This is a genomic window from Sporosarcina sp. FSL K6-3457, assembly GCF_038007285.1.
Classification (GTDB): Bacteria; Bacillota; Bacilli; order Bacillales_A; family Planococcaceae; genus Sporosarcina.
This window is the reverse complement of the sequence record NZ_JBBOWX010000001.1, coordinates 1,079,735-1,096,399: the sequence shown is the minus strand read 5'-3', so window position 1 is coordinate 1,096,399 and position 16,665 is coordinate 1,079,735. Positions and strand designations below refer to the sequence as shown.

Below are 16,665 nucleotides of genomic sequence, written 5' to 3'. Positions count from 1 at the left end.
TAGTTTCCTCCTCATAATCAAATCTATTTCACCTTGCATAATTTGCTACACCAAATTAAAGTAGTTCGAAGACGCCCGCCGCGCCCATTCCTCCGCCGATACACATCGTAACGACGCCGAACTGCTTGCCTTGACGTTTTAATTCACTCATCATACGGATTGTTAAAATCGTGCCGGTTGCGCCAAGTGGGTGTCCAAGAGAGATCGCTCCACCGTTGAAGTTCACTTTATCCATATCAAGACCTAGATGACGGATGACTTGTAGGGATTGTGAAGCGAATGCTTCATTTAATTCCCACACGTCGATATCTTCAATTGTAAGACCAGCAAGCTTCAATGCTTTTGGTATCGCTACAATCGGCCCAATTCCCATCACCTCAGGTGGTACGCCGCCTACTGCAAACGAGCGAAATTTCGCGATTGGCTTCAAGCCTTGTGCTTCAGCTACTTCGCGGTCCATAACGAGAACTGCCCCTGCTCCGTCAGATGTTTGTGACGCGTTACCAGCCGTAACAGTACCTGTCACTGAAAATGCTGGACGCAGTTTCGCTAATCCTTCTACGCTCGTACCGTGACGAACGCCTTCATCCATTTCAAACATAAATGTCTTCTCACTATATTTTCCATTGTCATCGACAGAACGTTTGACGACTTCAACAGGGACAATTTCATCATTGAATTTCCCAGCTGCAATCGCTGCTCCTGCTTTTTTATGCGACAGTACCGCAAATTCATCCTGCTCTTGGCGCGTAATACCGTATTTTACGGCAACTTGCTCGGCAGTGTGACCCATTCCCATATAATACTGTGGAGCCGTTTCTGCTAGGTGAGCATTCGGTCGAATCGTATTGCCCATCATCGGCACCATACTCATCGACTCAACTCCACCTGCAATGATGGCTTCTGAATGTCCCAACATAATACGCTCAGCCGCATAGGCAATCGATTGAAGGCCTGATGAACAGAATCGGTTGACCGTAATGGCAGGTGTTGTATCAGGAAGACCCGCTAACGCACCAATATTACGCGCCACGTTCATCCCCTGCTCCGCTTCTGGCATCGCACAACCTATAATTAAATCGTCGATTGGCCCATCATAGCCTCCCGCCCGCTTCAGTGTTTCTTTAATGGCAAGTGCTCCTAAATCATCTGGACGTACCGACACAAGTGAGCCCCGGCCCGCTTTCCCAACCGGCGTCCGTGCACCGGCTACTAGTACTGCTTCACGCATGTGAAATTCCTCCTCTACTCTCTCTATCAGTTGCGCAATGGTTTTCCTTTGACGAGCATATGCTGCATACGTTGCTGTGATTTCGGTTCCGCCACAAGGCTTAGGAACGCTTGACGTTCAAGGTCTAACATATACTGTTCATCCACTAATGTTCCGTACGGTACTTTGCCGCCTGCTAATACAAAGGCTAGCTTCTTCGCGATTTTCAGATCATGCTCGCTGATAAACCCTGACAAAAACATGCCCTCTGCACCGAGAAGCATTGTCGCATAACCAGAGTCACCTGTTACGGGAATCTTTTCGTGCTTCGGTGCTTTATAGCCGTTTTCATATAAGGCAAGTGCTACCTGTTTTGCATCATAGATTAAGTGATCGCCATTGACACTAACACCGTCTGCAAAATCAAGGAAGTTGTTGTCGCGTGCTTCTTCTCCAGAAGTAGACACCTTCGCCATGGCAATAGATTCGAAGACTTTATTCGCCACAAATTGGTAATCTACATGGACACCCTTCGGCAAGCCTTTTAGATGTTTCGAATACAGATTGACGTTACCGCCACCACCAGGAATCAAACCAACCCCCGCTTCAACAAGTCCGATATACGTTTCCATCGATGCTTGAATATGGGCTGCTGGTAGACAAACTTCTGCTCCACCACCAAGCGTCATACCAAATGGCGCCGCTACAACTGGCTTCGTAGAATACTTGATTTTCATCATGGCGTTTTGGAAAGACCGGATAATGAAATCCAGTTCAAAAATATTATCATCCTGTGCTTCCATCAAAATCATGCCAAGGTTCGCACCTACACAGAAGTTTTTCCCTTGATTTCCTATGACGAGACCTTTGTAATTTTTCTCAACTTCATCCACTGCATAATTGATCATCTGAATGATATCTGGTCCAATTGAATTCGATTGGGAGTGGAACTCAAGAAGGAGAATGCCGTCTCCAAGGTCTATCAAGCTTGAGCCAGAATTCTTTTTGATGACACCATGTTTTTGCTTATAGCGTTTTAGGTCTATTGCTTTTTCATTCACCGGGACAAGCTTGTAATCTTCCCCGTCAAAGAAGTAAAGGTCTCCGTCTTGTTCTTTATAAAAAGTTTCATAGCCTTTGTCGAGCAAGCTTTGAACGAAGGCAGGTACAGTTGCGCCCTCTTCTTTCATCTTCTCCATTGATTTTGCTACACCGATTGCGTCCCATATTTCAAACGGTCCTTGCTGCCAGCCAAAGCCCCATTTCATGGCATTGTCGATAGCAACAATATCGTCCGCGATTTCTCCATGCAGCTCTGCTGAATACAACAATGTCGGCGCAACAATATTCCATAGAATTTCACCCGTCCGGTCGTTCGCATAAACCAGTGTCTTCACTCTGTTTGCTAGCCCTTTTTGCTGCTTCGCCATTTCAATTGAAGGCGTTTTCAATTTTCTAGTTGGACCATATTCAAACGTCTCTCTATCTAGTTCGAGAATGTCTTTCCCTTGCTTCGAATAAAAACCTTGTTTTGCTTTCGCACCAATCCAGCCATTGTCAATCATTTTTTTCATAAATGGTGGCAGTTCGAACACTTTCTGCTCTTCGCCTTCCGTTTTATCATAGACATTTTTCGCAACATGCATGAACGTATCAAGACCTACCACATCAAGCGTACGGAAAGTCGCTGATTTTGGACGACCAATCAATGTACCAGTCACAGAATCGACTTCTCCAATTGAATAGCCACGTTTCTCCATTTCACGCAATGTGATCAGCAGTCCATATGTACCAATCCGATTGGCGATGAAGTTCGGTGTATCCTTCGCAATGACAACACCTTTACCTAAACGATCTTCACCGAATGTTGTCATGAACTGAACAACTTCTGGAGCTGTCGTACTTGCCGGAATGACTTCCAACAGCTTCAAATAGCGCGGTGGGTTGAAAAAATGTGTGCCCAGGAAGTGTTTTTGAAAATCTTCCGAACGACCTTCTGCCATTGCTTCAATACTAATGCCCGATGTATTTGAACTAATGATTGTTCCCGGCTTGCGAACGGCATCGATTTTTTCATATAACCCTTTTTTCACATCTAGTCTTTCAACGATAACCTCAATGATCCAGTCAACGTTTTTTAATTTTTCTAAGTCATCTTCAAAATTCCCTGCTTCAATGAGAGATAGATTACTTTTCGTTGTCAATGGTGCTGGTTTCTGTTTAAGAAGATTTTGCACAGCGCCCGCCGCAATTTTGTTGCGTACTTGAGGGTGCTCCAATGTAAGTCCTTGTGCCTCTTCCTGTTCCGTTAACTTGCCAGGTACGATATCCAAAAGTAAAACTGGAATTCCGATATTTGCGAGATGTGCTGCAATACCCGATCCCATGACACCCGATCCTAAGACTGCTGCTTTTTTAATTTGATAAGCCACGTGAGAAGCCTCCCTTGTTTTCTTGAATGAATCACCATTCATTTTATGGGCAAAAAAAATAGAAAGCGTTTCTATATCTCTCAGTGTAGAACATTTCAATCATTTTCGCAATATTTAAATTGAAATTATTTTTATTCTAGTATATTTTCTACTAGACATGTTGATCTTATAATCTCCAGCGAGAAGCATCCCCTAGCGCCAAGCGTTGTTGCAACGGTTCTTTAGTTCTATCTCTAGATAGAGCATTTTACTACCCGGCATGATTGCAATCATTGTACACTTATTATATGAAGGAGGGAATAAAAAGATGAAACCAATTACAACAGCTGAACAATTCAACGAAATCATTGCAGGCGATTCTAAAGCACTTATTAAATTCCAAGCGGGATGGTGCCCTGACTGCACGCGCATGGATATGTTCATTGATCCGATCATTGAAAAATACGATATGTACACATGGTATGACATCGACCGTGATGTGCTACCAGAAATCGCTGAAAAATATGATGTCATGGGCATTCCAAGCTTACTTATTTTCCAAGATGGAGAAAAGCAAGCGCATTTGCATAGCGCCAACGCAAAATCACCTGAACAAGTCACAGATTTCCTTGACAGTGTAGGCAAGTAAGTTTATACCTAAACGGGTAGACAAATGTCTATCCGTTTTTTTATGGTGTTTATTTCCAGAGTGATATATACTGAAGAAAATAACAGTGAGGTGTAACAATGGACAAGGTAAAAGAAATTCAACAATTAAAAGCTAAAATCGCCTACTACGAACTAGTCATTCATGAACTTTCTGCCCCTATCATCCCTTCCCTCATTGAAGATACTATCCTAGTGCCAATTGCTGGGCCTATCAGTCAAGGCCGGCTTGAATCGATTAGTTCAAGGGTTCTCAACTATTTTGTAGACCATCGTGAAATGAACTGTGTCGCTTTCGATTTTACAGGTGTCGAACCCAAAGACCTTGCACAACTCGATTTCAATATCTTTGCAATCGAACTGAGGCAACTGAATACGGCCTTGAAATTGATGGGCATTCGTCCAATTTTCGTCGGTTTTAACCCACAGCTTGTTCGAGAAATCGTACAAGCCGGCATCCATGTCGAACTTGAAACCTATGTCAACTTCAAAACCGCACTCACCGTCCTTTTCAATTCAAACGGAAAATCACTTCGCTCAGTTTGAGGAAGTGATTTTTTTATACACTTGCGCATCTCATAATATAAGGGGGTATTCATTATAAAAAAGCAACTCCATGTGAAAGGTAAATCGCAATACGACAGCGATATCAAGGAATCATTTCGTCCCTCTGCATGCGGGCCTGTCACTGCCCGTGTCCTTATGGATCAATTCCCTCCAGAAATTTTTCCATATGATGTAAATGAATTATACACACGACTTGGTGGGACAAAAATCGGACTCAGTAAAGGGTCTTTCATTCGCAATATGCGGAAATTACTAGGCACTGATTGGACTGTTGCAAAGTGTGATATTGCAGATGTCAAACGACAAATCGATAATGGACGACTCGTTGCAGCGAAGTTTGACAAGTGGTTTAATTTCCGTTGGCGTGGGGGGTATGAATTTGATTACCATTGGGTGCCCGTGATTGGTTATGAGGAACAAGAGGGCGACATTGAGCTCATTATTCATGATAATGGTGGCAGAAATCGTCCGAGCCAGGTGCGCCAGCTATCGTATAAGAAGAATGAACCCGTGCTGTCCTTTGTGAAAATTGAACCAAAAACCTAAAAAAGCATTTTTTCATTATGAAGTAATTTTCATAACGAAAAAATGCTGTCATTGTAGATATTGTTAACCTAAATATTGAATGACATTGTTCTTTTTACGAAGTGTATGTGCTGTTCCCCATTCATGCATAGCCTCCAAAATAGGCCCTAAACTCTTTCCATATTCAGTAATGGAATACTCTACCTTCGGTGGAACCTGTGGATACACCTTACGTGTAATAATATCCTCTTCCTCCAATTCGCGTAGCTGTTTGGTTAGCATTTTCTGTGTAATCCCTGGCACTCTTCGTTTTAGTTCACTGAATCTATGCGTTCCTTGCTGCAATAGAATTAATAATATAGTCGGCTTCCATTTCCCTACCAATATACCTAACGCATCTTCAACAAGGCATAACTCTGGTTTCATTTCCACATGACTCCCCCTTAGTATCCTTTTGTATACTATACCACTTTAAAGTGCGTACTTACAAAATAAATCATTACACCTTACACTAACGGTAGACAAAATAATTCAGATATAAGGATGATAAATATGGAAAAGTATCGTATTGATCAGCGTAAAGGCCTGGAATTTGGAATTTACACATTAGGGGATCACCTCCCTAATCCAAACACGAGAAGTCGTATTTCTGCTCAAGAACGTATTCATGAAATCATTGAGTTAGCCAAATTAGCAGATCAAGCAGGCATTGATTTTTTTAGTGTTGGAGAAAGTCACCAAGAGTATTTTGCAACGCAAGCACATTCTGTTGTATTAGCGGCAATTGCGCAGGCGACTAGTAACATTAAAATTGCAAGCTCCTCTACCATAATTAGTACGTCAGATCCGGTTCGTGTGTATGAGGACTTTGCCACAATCGATTTAATTTCCGGAGGTCGTACGGAGATTGTCGCTGGCCGTGCATCACGGGTTGGACTCTTCGATTTATTGGGTTATAATGTGCGCGATTATGAAGAGTTATTTGAGGAGAAATTTGAGCTACTTTTGAAAATTAATGAAGAAGAAGCCGTCAATTGGAGCGGGCAATTCCGTGCGCCATTAAACGATGCAACTATTCTACCACGATCACAAAATGGATCACTGCCGATTTGGCGTGCAGTTGGTGGACATTCCGCGAGTGCGATTAAAGCTGGCTACGCCGGGGTTCCTATGTTCTTAGCTACATTGGGCGGACCAGCAACTATCTTTGAGCAAACAATTGCTGCTTATCGTGGAGCCGCCGAGCGTAGCGGCTTTGACCCAGCTAAACTCCCAATTGCAACTGCTGGATTTTTCTACGTGGCTGAAACTACTCAGCAGGCGCAAAAGGAAACCTATCCTCATATTAATGAGGGAATGCAACGCACGAATGGGCGTGGTTATCCGAAGCAACATTTTGCACAAGGTGCAGATGCGCGTGATGTTATGAATATCGGTAGCCCTCAAGAGGTCATTGAAAAGATTCTCTATCAGCATGAGCTATTTGGTCATCAGCGTTATATCGGTCAAATGGACTTTGGTGGTATCCCATTTGATAAGTTAATGAAAAATATTGAACTGATTGGCACAGAAATTTTACCAGCAATTAGAAAATACACAGCCATTGTTTAAAAAAGCTAACCGGACAATTTTCCGGTTAGCTTTTTATATAACATTTGTGAATGACTAATTTCAAAAAATTGTAATAGACAACTAACTGCTAAATCTACAATGAAAGTGATTTGGCCTGTCTAGTAATCATCGAATACCCTTCCCGTTCCATTAACTCTCGAACCTTATCATCATATAAAGGTATCGTCAGCTCCTCTATTGGATCGTTCATATCAATCTCACAATGAATTTCTGCCAGCTTTCTTGATAAATGCAGCATATCCATATCTTCCTCTATTTTCTTACGCATTGCGGGGGTTAATTCGTGTAAGGCCTCGATAACACCTTGGACCGAACCATATTCCTTTATTAATTTCAGTGCCGTTTTCGGTCCAATTCCTTTCACACCTGGATAACCATCGCTAGTATCACCTGTGAAAGCCTTTGTATCGATGAACTGCTGCGGTGAAATGCCGTATTCTTCTACAAATCGTTCGTATGTATAAATATCATAAACGTTGTATCCTTTTTTCATAAAGGCAATGCGGACGCCTGGTCTAAGCAATTGTAGCAGGTCTTTATCGCCCGTAACAATCGTGATATCCGCTTTCCCGTCCCATATCGTAACCATCGAGCCAATCAAATCATCCGCTTCCATGCCAAGAATCCCGTAGTTTTTCCAACCAATCAGTTCCGAAACACTTCTCGCCATATCAAACTGGGGTACAAGCTCTGGTGCTGGTTCAGGACGATTCACTTTATAGCCGTCAAATAAATCATTACGAAACGTGTGCGCACTCATGTCCCAACAAACTGCTAGATGGGAGGGCTTAAATAATGAAGTTGCGGTCATTGTATGGCGCGCAAATCCCTGCACTCCATTCGTCGGCGTACCTTCTGCATTCGGAAAATAGTGCCCCATGGCAGACGTTGCAAAAAATGAACGGAATAGAAGTGCCATCCCGTCGATTAATAAAATATGGGGTTTTTCTTGAGTGTCCATTGAATATTCCTCCTAGAATGATTGCTTGTCCTATCATAGCATTAAATCCAAAAGCTCGTGTCATAGTTATTGGCGTTTGTACACTGTTTATTGGCGTTTCTCAAGCAAATATTGGCGCTTCGACATAATTTATTGGCACTCACAACCAAGTTATTGGCGAATCAAGACTTTCCTCCCATAAAAAAAAGCCGAAGCCATAACCCCAGCTTCAGCTTTTTCTCCCTCACTCCACCAAAAATTGCGCCAACGTTTCAATATCTGGCGTGAAAACCCGGTCTTCATCTATCGGCCGCACAATCCCCATTAACTGCTCAAACTTCCCCTTTGTTTTAGACGCCATCTGTTCCGTTCCTCGAATATGACAACCCGTCAAGGCACATAATGCTTCAATAGCCAAGACATGTCGCGCATTTTTAATAATCGCATAGGCATGCCTTGCACCAATTGTCCCCATTGACACATGGTCTTCTTGATTGCCAGACGACGGAATTGAGTCAACCGATGCTGGATGTGCTAAGGTTTTATTTTCCGACACGAGGCTTGCTGCTGAATATTGCAAAATCATTGCGCCTGATTGTAAGCCAGGTTCTGAGCTCAAAAACGGTGGCAATCCTTCATTTAACTGGGGATTCACCAAACGTTCAATACGTCGCTCCGAAATATTCGCCAGCTCCGCCACACCAAGCTTCAGAAAATCCATCGCAAACGCAATCGGCTGCCCATGGAAGTTGCCTCCAGATACGACCGTGTCGCCATCATCAAAAATAAGCGGATTATCCGTTGCAGCATTCATTTCAATCTCCAATTTTTCTTTTACATAGCTAAGCACCTGCCAGCTGGCTCCATGCACTTGCGGAATACAACGAATGGAATACGCATCTTGCACGCGCTTTTCTCCTTGAATAGTCGTCAATTGGCTTCCCGCTAACCACTCCAGTATCCGTGCCGCCACATCTACTTGCTCTGGATAGCCGCGCGCTTCATGGATCGCTGGATGAAAAGCATCCGTAATGCCATGCAACGCTTCCATCGTCATCGCCGCAATCCACTCGCTATTAAAGGCCAATGACTCCGCCTCCAAATAATTGACCACACCCTGTGCCGTCATCGCCTGCGTTCCATTAATGAGTGCCAGGCCTTCTTTCGCTTCCAATACAATCGGTGTAAGGCCATGCTCCCGCCAAATATCTGCCGCCGGAACCTGCTCCTTGCCCTGCCAAACAGATCCTTCACCCACTAACACAAGCGCCAAATGTGACAATGGCGCGAGATCACCTGACGCCCCAAGTGAGCCTTGTTGCGGAATCACCGGATGAATTCGATTGTTGACCATATAAGCAAAACGCTCCAACACCTCTCCACGAATACCTGAAAAGCCCTTCAGTAACGCATTCAAACGGAGCACAACCATCGCCCGTGAAACCATTTCGGGAAATGGCTCTCCAACACCGCATGAATGCGAGCGTATTAAGTGCAATTGCAAAGCCTTCGTATCCTTCTCATCAATTTTCACATCACTAAACTTGCCAAAACCAGTATTAATGCCGTATACAGTCCGTTCTTCACGCACAATTTTCTCCACCGCAGCACGGCTTTTCCGCACTCGTACCAATGCTTCTTCGTCCAATGAAACACCGTACCCTTTATATAAAATAGCCTTCATCTCATCCAAGCGAAGAGATGAGCCTGTTAAAGTAATCATAGCAACCATCCTTTATCTCTTAATCAATTACGCAAAGGCGTAATTGCGTCCAAATTTCGAATTGCGCTTGCGCAATTAACTCCCCTCGAAATTTGTGACATCCGCCGGAGGCTTAGGTCAACAAGGATCGAACTATATCCTTGTTGACCTAAGACCGACCTACGACTTTGACCCCTTTTTTCCAGACAGCTTTGACATGATTCACACCAAACAAGTATTGTAGCTCCTGGTAGTTAGCAATATCCCACAACACGATATCTCCCTGTTTTCCAGGCTCAATCGACCCTATTTTGTCTTCCATCTGAATGGCACATGCCGCATTATACGTCGCGGCAGTCAAGGCTTCCGATGGTGTCAAACGCATCGAAATGCACGCGAGATTCATGACCAGCGGCATCGAAGTCGTAGGAGACGAGCCTGGATTACAATCCGTTGAAATCGCAACAGGCACACCCGCATCAATCATTTTTCTCCCCTCTGCCGCCTGTTCACGAAGGAAAAGTGCAGTCGCTGGCAATAAACAAGCAATCGTCCCCGCGTTAGCCATCGCCGCGATTCCTTCATCAGAAGTTTTCAATAAATGCTCTGCTGAAATCGCACCCACTTTAGCTGCTAATTCTGCCCCGCCGTACGGTTCAATTTCGTCCGCATGAATTTTCGGTATGAGTCCGTATTTTTTACCTGCTTCCAAAATACGCTCCGATTGTTTCGGAGTAAAAACACCAACCTCGCAGAACACATCATTGAAAACCGCCAACTTTTCATTGGCGACGGCTGGTAGCATGTCATTGATAACATAATCGACATACTCCTCTTCGCGTCCCTTGTACTCTGTCGGAACAGCATGCGCTCCCATGAATGTTGGAATGATATCAGTGGGGTGCTCCGCCTGCAAGCGTTTCATGACACGTAGCTGCTTCAACTCCGTTGCAAGATTAAGTCCATAGCCACTTTTCCCTTCAACCGTCGTCACGCCATGTTGCAAAAATGAATCCAGCCTACGTTTGGTTTGTTCCACCAGCTCATCTTCCTTCGCCTCACGCGTCATCGTTGTCGTTGCATGAATGCCCCCACCAGCATTCATGATTTCCATATACGTTGCACCTTGAAGACGCCTTTCAAATTCGCGTTCGCGACTGCCCCCATAAGCGATATGCGTGTGTGGATCCACGAGTCCTGGTGTAACCAAATGACCTTTTGCATCGGTAATCATTGCTTCATGTGCACGGTCTTGAAACTGTTCTTCAAGCTGTCGCGTTGTACCAACTGCTCGAATGATGCCGTCCTCAATCCAAACGCTACCATCTCGAATGATTGAAAGATTGTTCATCGCGTCTTTGATGCGTGGCCCCTTGCTCGGTTGTGCTAATGTGGCTAGTTGAGATGCATGTTTAATCCAAACGATGTTAGTCATTCTGAGTCCCCCCTTTTGCCATCATCGGGATATTGACTCCTTTTTCCCGGGCTGTTTTCTCGGCCAACTCATAGCCTGCATCCACGTGTCGCACGATGCCCATACCGGGATCCGTCGTCAAAACGCGTTCGATTCGAGCTTCCGCCTCTTTCGTACCATCTGCCACAATGACCATGCCTGCGTGAATCGAGTAGCCCATGCCAACTCCACCGCCATGATGAACGGAAACCCATGTCGCGCCTCCAACTGCATTGATCATTGCATTCAAAATCGGCCAATCCGCCACAGCATCTGAACCATCCTTCATCGCTTCTGTTTCGCGGTTAGGTGATGCCACCGAGCCAGAATCGAGATGATCCCGACCAATAACAATCGGTGCTTTTAACTCACCCGAAGCGACCATATCGTTGATGATTTTCCCGAAGCGTGCGCGTTCCCCGTAACCAAGCCAGCAAATACGTGACGGCAATCCTTGAAATTGGATTTTTTCCTGCGCCATGTTAATCCAATTGCATAAATGCTTATTATCGCTAAACTCACGTAAAATCACTTCATCCGTTTTATAAATATCTTCAGGATCTCCCGATAATGCTACCCAGCGAAACGGCCCTTTGCCCTCGCAAAACTGCGGACGAATATACGCAGGCACGAATCCTGGGAAATCAAATGCGCGTGTGATGCCTTCGTCCTTCGCAACTTGGCGGATATTGTTACCATAATCGAACGTAATGGCGCCTTTATCCATCATGTCAATCATCGCTTCAACATGTCTCGCCATCGATGCTTTCGAACGTTTCACATAGTCCTCTGGATTGGTGGCACGCAATGTCGCCGCCTCCTCAAGCGACATCCCAACAGGTATATAGCCATTCAATGGATCATGCGCTGATGTTTGGTCTGTTAGCACATCTGGAATAAACCCGCGAGCAATCATAGCAGGCAACACTTCAGCCGCATTGCCAAGCAGTCCGATTGATAAAGCTTTCCCCTCGGATTTCGCTTCCTTCGCTAAACGAATAGCTTCATCTAAAGACGCTGTTTTAACATCGGTATAACGCGTTTCAATACGTCGGTCAATACGTGTTTCATCGACTTCAATACCAATACAAACACCACCAGCCATTGTCACCGCCAATGGTTGGGCACCACCCATGCCGCCAAGTCCAGCCGTCAATGTGATGGTCCCTTTCAATGACTCGCCAAAATGCTGCTTCGCCAGCTCCGCAAACGTTTCATACGTCCCTTGCACAATGCCTTGCGAACCGATGTAAATCCAACTACCCGCCGTCATTTGCCCGTACATCATTAATCCTTTTTTATCGAGCTCGTGGAAATGCTCCCAATTGGCATAGGCCGGAACTAAATTCGAGTTGGCAATCAATACTTTTGGTGCGTCTGTATGTGACTTAAATATCGCAACCGGTTTTCCCGATTGCACAAGTAAGGTTTCATCATTTTCAAGTTCTTTTAATGAGCGAACAATGGCATCAAACGACTCCCAATTACGCGCCGCCTTGCCAATTCCCCCGTACACAACTAGCTCATCTGGATGCTCTGCTACTTCCGCATCCAAGTTATTCATCAGCATACGAAGTGCCGCTTCCTGCTGCCAGCCCTTCGTATTCAACTCCGTTCCCCGATAACGAATTACTCGTTCAGCTGCTTTTCCCATTCGGAATCCCTCCTAACTAATCTACTAATATCGTACACGATGTAAGCGCTTTATTGTACGATATTCAGAAAGTTTAGTCTGTGGTAACGTGATGCTGTTTTAGTGGGATAAAGTTTATAGACTTTTGGAAACTGGACTATCTAAATACGAAACCCGGATACCTACTATGAAAACTGGACTACCCCGGCAAACTCTACGACCTTTTTCCCGAACTCGACTACCCTGAAGCGAAACTGAACGAACAATTCGGTAAACTGGACGACCCTGGGCATACTCTACGACCTTTTCACCGAACTCGACTACCCTGAAGCGAAACTGGACGACCCATTACGATAACTTTACGACCAATGCAAAAAAGTTCCCCAGTAGCCTATACTACTGAGGAACTTTTTCGTTATTTTTTTGACACCCACTTCCTCGAGAGATCCATATTTCAGTTGTAGCCTACTAGCACTGAATCGAACGACAAGGATTCACCGTCTCTCGTTAGCGATATAGTATCGAAATCCCCTACACCGGTAATTTTATAAAGCAGTTGATGCTGTGCATCCTTGTCTTCAAAATCAGAAATCTCCATTTCACTAAAATTTATTGTCAGCACTTGCTCTTTCACATCTGCCATTATATTACTAAGGGCAATTGCTTCTTCACCTTGTACGATATTTCCCCTATTCAAAAATACATATTGTACTTTTTCACCGGAAAATATATAATTACCATTTTCTAAGGTCTCAATTGTCTCTTTCATCTTACTATTTACATCTTTTATAGCCACTTCAGAAAACGCAAACTCTCGATTACACCCCGTTAATAACAAGACAAGAGCAACTACTAATCCGATTTTCTTCATACAATTCCCCTCACGCGAATAATTCAGAGTATTACAACTTCCCGTATTCTACCATAAACACAGTCGCTCCATCCAACTATTAACAGTCTCCCCCTATATTATTTAATTTTAATCTTCACATCCCCTTCAATCCATTGCGGATAACCATACAAAGGCAATTTAATCGGATTGACATACGATTCGTCCGGAATTCGCACACTTAGCTGGATTTGTTCATCTGAAAGTCTTGAAAATCCTCCACCACTCGTGTGAAACTCTTTTCCTTCCATATCCACAATTTTGATGAATGGGTCCGAATGGAAACCTTTTTCACCTTTCAAAAATAACTCGATAAACCTGCGATTTGTCATTATCACTGAAAATCTTTGATCGGCTGGTTGCTCCAATATAATTCCTTTATCCGTATCAATTACTACGTATGCTTCATCTTTATCGATCGCCTGCAACTTATTAAACATAAGCGTCAATCCCTTTGCTTGTTCAAAATAATTACTTTGTAAATAGTAGACCCGTTCATATTCGTCAATGCCGGAAGCGGTTAACCCGTTGGTAATCGCTGACCAAGTTTCTCCCTTGCCATCCACTAGCCGGAAATCTTCGTAACCCAAAATCTCTTTTGTATTAGCAGGATCTACACGTATATGGACACTCACTTTTATAGGCGAAATTTCAATTTGTTTAATCGTGATCTTTTGGCCTTCAATTGAAACAGTTTCATTGGTTGGGTAACGAATGGTGGGCATTTTTTCTTTATCCAATGAAAAAGGAATTTCATAATCAATGGATTGTGAATCAGACTCTAGTTTCACTTTGAAAATAAATCCACTTTTGTTAATTACCTCCCGAAAGTGTACATTTACCTTCGAGGAATTTTCAAGGCCCTTCCCATCTATATCATAAAGCGCATCTGAAGATGATCTTATTGCAATATCTTCTCCTTCAATATCTGTTATTAGTGGATGCCCATTAAGAGGTTGTTCACCTTTATTAAAGCTTTTCACACTATAAAAAATAATCATTTCTTGTTCATCTGCAATTACACCATCAAGTGTTAACGTCACTCCCTCTTTTTCAATGGATTGATTCAACGGTTGATAATATTCATTTTCGATTGCTGATTGTAGCCCTTTATTATCCTGGATAAGCGCAACTATCTTCTCCATCCCTGGTATCAAGGCAACCACATTCGCAAAAGCTGGAGAAACTCGGATTGATGTGGCGAATGTAATAAGAAGCACCGCTGCCACAACCACCGCCCACACACCGCGTTTAACAACAGGACGTTTTTTCACTGGCTTCGCCACCTGTTGAGCACGCTGTAACCCTTGTCGAATCGCCCCTTCCAACTCATCCTGCGGTACACTAGCGTTTTCAATTTCTTCTTTCCATTTCTCCAACTTCTCTTCCTCATCCTTAAACACGGCGGATCTCCCCTTTCTCCTCGATAAACGAACGAAGTACCTTGAGCGCCTTATACAATCTCGTTTTAACTGTACTCTCTGGAGTCGCAGTCATTTCAGCTATTTCTTTTATTTTGACATCCTGTAAGTATTTCAGATGAATAAGTTCGCGTTGTTCATCGGTTAATTGCCCAAGTGCTTCTTCGACCTCAAGATAGGTGTAATCCTCACTAATACCTTGCTGCATGACGAGGTCTTCATTAAACAGCAAACGCTTTTGTTTCTGTAAAACATCGCGGCAGTAATTCATCATGATGCGTACAAGCCATGTCTTCGCATACTCTGGATTTTTCAATGAATGGATTTTTTCATATGCACGAAACGTTACTTCTTGAACGGCCTCTAGTGCATCTTCTCGATTTTTCAAATAAGCTAGCGCCGTTCGATAAAGCGCATCCTTATGTATCAGCAGTAGCGCTAGAAAAGCATCGTCATCTCCTGCGATTGCTTGCACCACCAATTCCGTGTCTGTCAAAACTCCACCTCATTCCCTGTTATCCATTAGACCCGCGAAACTTGAAAAAGTTTGCGTGAAATGAATATCAGCGTCCATTCCATTTCACCCATTGTCGCATAGACTAGATTGAATCACTTGGAAGGAGTGAACAAATGGTCAACATGCAACCGGGTGAACAAGGCGGACAACAATGGTCCCCTCGATTACCCGAAGGATATGAGGATAAAAGTGCTCACAGTATGCCGGGTTATGGCGCTGGCGGACAGATGATGGGCAACGGAATGCCTGGTTTCCCTCCGCAACAAGGAATGATGGGCTATGACACGCAAGGTTTCCCTCAGCAGCAAGGAATGATGGGCTATGACACGCAAGGATTCTCTCCGCAACAAGGAATGATGAGCTATGACACGCCGGGGTTCTCTCCGCAACAAGAAATTATGGGCTATGACACGCAAGGTTTCTCTCCACAACAAGGTATGATGGGCTATGACATGCAGGATCTTTCACTAGAACAAGACATGACAGGGCACAGTATGCAAGCATTCGCACCAATGGCAAGCCGACCGCCTAACCAAGGCAGCCCAGGTTTTGGACCTCCGGGATTCCCACCTAACCAGGGGCCTCCAGGATTTGGACCGTCTGGATTCCCACCTAACCAAGGGCCGCCTGGATTTGGACCGCCCGGATTCCCACCTAGCCAAGGACCACCTGGATTTGGGCCGCCAGGACGTCCACCCGGCCAATCACCTGGCCAACAAGGTCCAACATCACCGCCGCCCAACAGGGTTCCTGACTATCCAACTCATCAAACGTTCGCAGTAGACCCAGGCGCCATTCGTGGTTGCCTCTACCGCCAGACATACGTTTGGTTATCCAGAAGACAAGGCTTTTGGTTCTTTCCAGTCTTTGTTGGTCGAACTTCCGTTGCTGGTTACAGATGGCGTAATCGTCAAAGAAGATGGGAATACACGGGAATTAGCTTGAGTCAAATTGATCGTTTTACTTGTTTTTAATAGAGAACAAAAGCGCTGGAGCCTAGACGCTAAATCTCTACGTCGTAACTTATCCACAGTACGAGATTGTACAGTTTTCTAAGCAAACAAAAAAGCAATTCCCTCATTTAGAAGTGGAATTGCTT

General features: G+C 44.2%; 15 protein-coding genes. 5 read left to right on the top strand and 10 right to left on the bottom strand.

Translation table 11 applies throughout. From position 1 onward, the window contains the following. Positions 1-55 precede the first annotated feature (55 nt). A complete protein-coding gene (locus tag N1I80_RS05260) occupies positions 56-1,231 on the bottom strand; it encodes an acetyl-CoA C-acetyltransferase (protein WP_340736876.1) in 1,176 nt (391 codons plus the stop codon). A gap of 26 nt (positions 1,232-1,257) precedes the next feature. After that, complete coding sequence (locus N1I80_RS05255; RefSeq protein WP_445683692.1) at positions 1,258-3,684, bottom strand: 3-hydroxyacyl-CoA dehydrogenase/enoyl-CoA hydratase family protein; 2,427 nt, start codon at positions 3,682-3,684, stop codon at positions 1,258-1,260. Between the two features lie 265 nt (positions 3,685-3,949). On the opposite strand from N1I80_RS05255, the gene N1I80_RS05250 reads away from it, so the two are divergent. From N1I80_RS05250 to N1I80_RS05240, 3 genes are all read left to right on the top strand, one after another. Further along, complete coding sequence (locus N1I80_RS05250) at positions 3,950-4,270, top strand: thioredoxin family protein (RefSeq protein ID WP_340736874.1); 321 nt, start codon at positions 3,950-3,952, stop codon at positions 4,268-4,270. 98 nt (positions 4,271-4,368) lie between these two features. After that, positions 4,369-4,833 carry an STAS domain-containing protein gene (locus N1I80_RS05245; protein ID WP_340736873.1) on the top strand — a complete coding sequence of 155 codons (465 nt, stop codon included), beginning with the start codon at positions 4,369-4,371 and terminating at the stop codon, positions 4,831-4,833. A 72-nt stretch (positions 4,834-4,905) separates the two neighbouring features. Next, positions 4,906-5,400: a C39 family peptidase gene (locus N1I80_RS05240; RefSeq protein WP_340736872.1), complete on the top strand. Its 495-nt coding sequence runs from the start codon at positions 4,906-4,908 to the stop codon at positions 5,398-5,400. A gap of 63 nt (positions 5,401-5,463) precedes the next feature. Here the strand turns inward: N1I80_RS05240 and N1I80_RS05235 are convergent, their stop codons facing one another. Beyond that, positions 5,464-5,811 (bottom strand): winged helix-turn-helix transcriptional regulator, encoded by a 348-nt coding sequence (locus tag N1I80_RS05235; protein WP_340736871.1) that lies wholly within the window; start codon positions 5,809-5,811, stop codon positions 5,464-5,466. Between the two features lie 120 nt (positions 5,812-5,931). Between N1I80_RS05235 and N1I80_RS05230 the strand changes: the two genes are divergently transcribed. Continuing rightward, positions 5,932-6,990 (top strand): LLM class flavin-dependent oxidoreductase, encoded by a 1,059-nt coding sequence (locus N1I80_RS05230; RefSeq protein WP_340736870.1) that lies wholly within the window; start codon positions 5,932-5,934, stop codon positions 6,988-6,990. Between the two features lie 94 nt (positions 6,991-7,084). On the opposite strand, the gene N1I80_RS05225 is transcribed toward N1I80_RS05230, so the two are convergent. From N1I80_RS05225 to N1I80_RS05195, 7 genes are all read right to left on the bottom strand, one after another. Continuing rightward, positions 7,085-7,972, bottom strand: coding sequence for a 5'-3' exonuclease (locus N1I80_RS05225; protein WP_340736869.1), 888 nt, complete (start codon positions 7,970-7,972; stop codon positions 7,085-7,087). Positions 7,973-8,195: 223 nt separating this feature from the next. After that, a complete protein-coding gene (gene hutH / locus N1I80_RS05220; RefSeq protein ID WP_340736868.1) occupies positions 8,196-9,674 on the bottom strand; it encodes a histidine ammonia-lyase in 1,479 nt (492 codons plus the stop codon). Positions 9,675-9,822: 148 nt separating this feature from the next. Beyond that, positions 9,823-11,088 carry an imidazolonepropionase gene (gene hutI / locus N1I80_RS05215; protein ID WP_340736867.1) on the bottom strand — a complete coding sequence of 422 codons (1,266 nt, stop codon included), beginning with the start codon at positions 11,086-11,088 and terminating at the stop codon, positions 9,823-9,825. Continuing rightward, the gene (gene hutU / locus N1I80_RS05210) at positions 11,081-12,760 is read right to left on the bottom strand and encodes a urocanate hydratase (protein WP_340736866.1); all 1,680 of its coding nucleotides are present in this window, start codon (positions 12,758-12,760) and stop codon (positions 11,081-11,083) included. The genes hutI and hutU overlap by 8 nt, the downstream gene beginning before the upstream one ends. Before the next feature lie 433 nt (positions 12,761-13,193). Then, positions 13,194-13,610 carry a hypothetical protein gene (locus N1I80_RS05205; RefSeq protein ID WP_340736865.1) on the bottom strand — a complete coding sequence of 139 codons (417 nt, stop codon included), beginning with the start codon at positions 13,608-13,610 and terminating at the stop codon, positions 13,194-13,196. Between the two features lie 98 nt (positions 13,611-13,708). Next, on the bottom strand, positions 13,709-15,031 hold the full coding sequence (locus N1I80_RS05200) for a DUF4179 domain-containing protein (protein ID WP_340736864.1): 1,323 nt from the start codon (positions 15,029-15,031) through the stop codon (positions 13,709-13,711). Then, the gene (locus N1I80_RS05195) at positions 15,024-15,545 is read right to left on the bottom strand and encodes a sigma-70 family RNA polymerase sigma factor (protein WP_340736863.1); all 522 of its coding nucleotides are present in this window, start codon (positions 15,543-15,545) and stop codon (positions 15,024-15,026) included. The genes N1I80_RS05200 and N1I80_RS05195 overlap by 8 nt, the downstream gene beginning before the upstream one ends. Before the next feature lie 134 nt (positions 15,546-15,679). Between N1I80_RS05195 and N1I80_RS05190 the strand changes: the two genes are divergently transcribed. Beyond that, the gene (locus N1I80_RS05190) at positions 15,680-16,540 is read left to right on the top strand and encodes a hypothetical protein (protein WP_340736862.1); all 861 of its coding nucleotides are present in this window, start codon (positions 15,680-15,682) and stop codon (positions 16,538-16,540) included. Positions 16,541-16,665: the final 125 nt, after the last annotated feature.

Bases quoted from the DNA above. Each gene is read 5' to 3' on its own strand.
- hutH (WP_340736868.1), bottom strand. From the start codon at position 9,674: ATGATTACTTTAACAGGCTCATCTCTTCGCTTGGATGAGATGAAGGCT.
- N1I80_RS05245 (WP_340736873.1), top strand. From the start codon at position 4,369: ATGGACAAGGTAAAAGAAATTCAACAATTAAAAGCTAAAATCGCCTAC.
- N1I80_RS05260 (WP_340736876.1), bottom strand. From the start codon at position 1,231: ATGCGTGAAGCAGTACTAGTAGCCGGTGCACGGACGCCGGTTGGGAAA.
- N1I80_RS05255 (WP_445683692.1), bottom strand. From the start codon at position 3,684: ATGAATGGTGATTCATTCAAGAAAACAAGGGAGGCTTCTCACGTGGCT.
- hutI (WP_340736867.1), bottom strand. From the start codon at position 11,088: ATGACTAACATCGTTTGGATTAAACATGCATCTCAACTAGCCACATTA.
- N1I80_RS05225 (WP_340736869.1), bottom strand. From the start codon at position 7,972: ATGGACACTCAAGAAAAACCCCATATTTTATTAATCGACGGGATGGCA.
- N1I80_RS05205 (WP_340736865.1), bottom strand. From the start codon at position 13,610: ATGAAGAAAATCGGATTAGTAGTTGCTCTTGTCTTGTTATTAACGGGG.
- N1I80_RS05190 (WP_340736862.1), top strand. From the start codon at position 15,680: ATGGTCAACATGCAACCGGGTGAACAAGGCGGACAACAATGGTCCCCT.
- hutU (WP_340736866.1), bottom strand. From the start codon at position 12,760: ATGGGAAAAGCAGCTGAACGAGTAATTCGTTATCGGGGAACGGAGTTG.
- N1I80_RS05230 (WP_340736870.1), top strand. From the start codon at position 5,932: ATGGAAAAGTATCGTATTGATCAGCGTAAAGGCCTGGAATTTGGAATT.
- N1I80_RS05250 (WP_340736874.1), top strand. From the start codon at position 3,950: ATGAAACCAATTACAACAGCTGAACAATTCAACGAAATCATTGCAGGC.